Source organism: Sporolactobacillus inulinus, assembly GCF_006539285.1.
In the GTDB taxonomy this organism is placed as follows: Bacteria; Bacillota; Bacilli; order Bacillales; family Sporolactobacillaceae; genus Sporolactobacillus; species Sporolactobacillus inulinus.
In genome coordinates, this window is record NZ_BJMS01000160.1 from 1 (window position 1) to 3,934 (window position 3,934).

The 3,934-nt window shown below is 45.7% G+C and carries 3 protein-coding genes; all 3 read left to right on the forward strand.

Annotated features, from left to right (window positions below; all coding sequences use genetic code 11):
- Positions 1–308 precede the first annotated feature (308 nt).
- The 3 genes from SIN01_RS14205 to SIN01_RS14215 all read left to right on the forward strand — a co-directional run bounded on the left by SIN01_RS14205 (position 309) and on the right by SIN01_RS14215 (position 3,762).
- Positions 309–1,394: an ROK family transcriptional regulator gene (locus SIN01_RS14205; RefSeq protein ID WP_141306150.1), complete on the forward strand. Its 1,086-nt coding sequence runs from the start codon at positions 309–311 to the stop codon at positions 1,392–1,394.
- 72 nt (positions 1,395–1,466) lie between these two features.
- On the forward strand, positions 1,467–2,834 hold the full coding sequence (locus tag SIN01_RS14210; protein WP_141306151.1) for an APC family permease: 1,368 nt from the start codon (positions 1,467–1,469) through the stop codon (positions 2,832–2,834).
- Positions 2,835–2,856: 22 nt separating this feature from the next.
- Positions 2,857–3,762 carry an ROK family protein gene (locus SIN01_RS14215; RefSeq protein ID WP_141306152.1) on the forward strand — a complete coding sequence of 302 codons (906 nt, stop codon included), beginning with the start codon at positions 2,857–2,859 and terminating at the stop codon, positions 3,760–3,762.
- The last annotated feature ends 172 nt before the right edge of the window (positions 3,763–3,934 follow it).

The window sequence follows — 3,934 nt, forward strand, 5'->3', positions numbered from 1 at the left end:
AACGTGAAAAACGTGAAAAATGGGGGTTTTTGCTGTGCATAATCGGAAAAATCCCCCTTATGTTCCCCCCGAAACGAGCTCCATTCCGCATATAACCGGAAAATCTCCGCTTAGTTTACGAGTTACTTAATTAAGACCCAGGATGCTTAATGAAAAAGATGAGAGGGATGGGTATCATTTTTTTAATATCTCAAAAGTATGTTAGATAATATGACAATGTTCGCCCTGAATTGATTTTACAGATTATAATAAGTGACATGGTTCGTTTGTTCGAAGGACGAACAAACACAAAAAATGAGAAATGAGCGATGAACGTGCAGAAAGGAAATCTTGATCTTATTCGCGATTTAAATCGACGCCTCGTGTTGGATGCGATCATTCGCAACCAGCCTATTTCACGGGCAGAACTGTCGCGGAAGCTGTCGCTGAGCCGTTCAACCGTTTCAATGATTGTGACTGATCTATTAGAAAAGGAGATGGTTATCGAACGAGGTATGGGCGATTCAACGGCGAATGGTGGACGAAAAGGGCAAATGTTAGGCTTCAATCCACGTTCTGCTTTTTTATTAGGGATGGATCTTCAGCAGAATCAGGTGAAAATTGTTTTAGCAGATTTAGCCGGTACGATTGAGCAAAAGGAAACGTTTCCTTTTCATCAAGATTTGGATGAACTGAAATCAATTATCGACCATTATTTAGCAGGCATTGAGTCTGAATATCGGGTGATTGGAATGGGTGTTTCCGTACCGTCAATGGTAAAGGATCATCAAATCGTCGTTGATGCACCTTCTTTAAGTTGGTACAACTTGGATTTGGCTAAGGTACTGAGCGAATCGTTCGATCTAGATGTCTTTGTGATGAACGATGTCAATGCTGCCGCGTTCGGGGAGCGATGGATTGGACAGAGCAGCCTCGTTGATGACCTGTTTTATTTATCGGTTGGGACAGGTGTTGGATCAGCAATCCTTTCTGGTGGCCATTTAGTAGCAGGTTTTGAGCAGGCAGCGGGGGAAATTGGTTATATGTTGACGGAGGAAGACCTCGAACAAGAAACCGTTTATGAAAAAGGCAGGTTCGGCACGTTTGAACGAAAAGTTGTTTCACTGTTACATACCTGTGGAGCTTCAAAGGAAGCACGCGAACATCTCGCGCGTCTCATGGCATTGATGATCAGTAATGTCTGCGTTTTGCTTAATCCAGAAAAAGTGATCATCGGAGGCTACCATGAAGCAATATTAAAGTCGATAATTCCCGAAATCCAAGCGCTCGTTCAGCAGCTCGTTCCGATGGCAACGGTTATCGAGTATGGAGCACTTGGTGAAGATGCATCGGCAATGGGGACGATTAAAGGATTGCTTGATTCGATGAGGGATCAAATGATTCAAAAGATATAGAACAGAATGTGAAGCGCGCGATCAAGCGTGATAATAAATGGGCAAATCTCAGATAAAGCAAGGAGGATTAAAATGGAGAATAAGGGTAATGGCTTGGTGCGGAGTATTGGGACTTTGCAGGCAACGGCAATTAATATGTCGCAAATGATGGGCGCGGGCCCTTTTATTACAATACCGATAATTTTAGCGGTGATGGGTGGTCCTCAGGCAATGTTTGGGTGGCTGATTGGTGCATTGCTTGCCCTGCTTGACGGACTGGTATGGAGTGAACTTGGTTCTGCACTACCGGGTGAAGGCGGTACGTATATTTATTTGCGTGAGGCATTTAAATACCGTACAGGCAAGCTGATGCCGTTTTTATTTATTTGGTCGACACTGATCGCAACACCAATGACGATGTCGACCGGAGCGATCGGCTTGGCTAACTATCTAAGCTACTTTTTTCCACATATTACACCGCTTGAAACGAAGTTTATAGCTGTTGGTGTGACGGTGTTGACGGTGATCTTGCTTTATCGGCGCATTAATTCGGTCGCTAAGATTTCGACGATCCTGTGGGGCGGAATGATTCTGACCGTTGTGCTGATCATCGGAACCGCACTCATGCATTTCAATCCAAGTCTGGCTTTCGATTTTCCAAAAAATGCATTTGAACCTGCCTCGTTTTTTACCGGACTTGGTGCAGGGATGCTGCTTTCGATTTATGATTATCTCGGCTATTTCACAAGCTGCTATCTCGGTGATGAAGTGAAGGATCCGGGACGTACGCTTCCTCGGGTCGTGACCTTATCGATTTTGCTCGTTGCACTTATCGATCTATTAATGAATATTGGCATTATTGGTGTTGTTCCGTGGCAAGAAGCGATGAAGAGCAGTAATATCGGAACTTTGTTCATGGAACGCATTTGGGGAACGCCAGGTGCAGTCATAATTACGATTTTGATCGTATGGACCTGTTTTGCTTCGGTCTTCAATGGCTTGCTGGGTGCATCGCGTCTCCCTTACAATGCGGCGAAAGACGGGTTGTTTTTCAAGCCTTTTGCGAAACTGCATCCAAAGTATCATTTTCCAAACGTATCGCTGCTCATTCTAGGCGCTGTCATGGCGATTTGCTGCTTCTTCGATCTGACGACGATTATCAATGCGTTGATGGCACTGACGATCGTGATCCAATTCATGGGACAGATTGTGGCGCTGACCGTTCTTCGCAAGCGCCGTCCGGATTTGAAACGGCCCTATAAACAATGGCTTTATCCGCTGCCAAGCATTCTTGCATTTATTGGCTGGGCCTTTGTGTTCTATTCTTCGGGATGGTCGGCGATCGGTTTAGCTGTTGTTTGGACCATGATCGGTGCGATCATTTACCTGTTCTGGGCACGAAAACATCAAGATTGGCCGTTCAGTAAACCGGTTATTGTTAAGACAAATAAAGAGATCTAATTTTTGAAGGTGGTTCGGATCAATGGATGGTGTTTTAGCTTTTGACTTTGGCGGGACCAAGGTTGCCGTTGCTTTATCAGATCACAATGGGCACGTGCTGGCTGAGAATCAGGTTGGATCGGTGAAAAGCGGCGGAATGGATTTTCTAAGGACGGTCATCGCTTGTGGACAAGATTTGCTGGCAAGTCGTGAGGAAACGCATCTCGTGGGCATCGGTATCGGTATGTGTGGTGTGGTCACCAAGGATCAGATCGAATTAGCGCCAAATTTGTATGGGATGGAGAAAGTGAATCTTTGTGCGATAATGACTGCTGCATTCCATGTACCGGTGCGTATGGAAAAAGATGTAAAAGCAGCGGCGCTTGCCGAACTGCGTCGCGGTGAGTTGGCGAATACGGACTACGGATTATACGTCAATTTAGGGACCGGTGTTTCTGTGAGCATGACTTACGGTGATCAAGTCATGCGCGGACACAATGGTGCATCCGGGGAAATTGCTTACTTAATGCAGAATCGAAAGGATAACAAGACGTATCAATCCGGACATGCGTCATTTGAAGAGTTTGCGAGCGGATCTGGTATTGCCCGACGTGCGACGGAACACTTTGGAACCCCATTACCAACGAAAGAAGTTTTTGCCCTGGCCGGGAAAGACGAAGAATATCGCGCGTTCGTTGATGAAGCGCTGAGCGAGATTGGCTATCAAATTGCCAATCTTTCAATCTTCTGGAACCCGCAGAAAATTGTCGTAGGAGGCGGGATGGCCGCGTCATTTTCTCTGCTTCGAGCAGCAATCGAAGAACGCCTGAAGCAGTGCGTGCCCTATCCGCCGAAACTGGTACGCTCGCATTTCAAGCAAAACGCCGGATTATACGGTGCAGTGGAACTCGGATTGATCGCGGCGCGCGCGAAGTGCAGCAATCAATAATGATAAAAGACTTGAGTGAGCGTTACTATTCGGAAGACTTACCTGTACAAGAAAATAGAGAGCTGGAAAACAAAAAGCGGAGAGAATGGTATCCTAATTCTCACCGCTTTTCTTATAGATAAAGAAAGTACATGATTTTGTCCTGTCTTCAAACCAATAGCCCAGTTTGTCC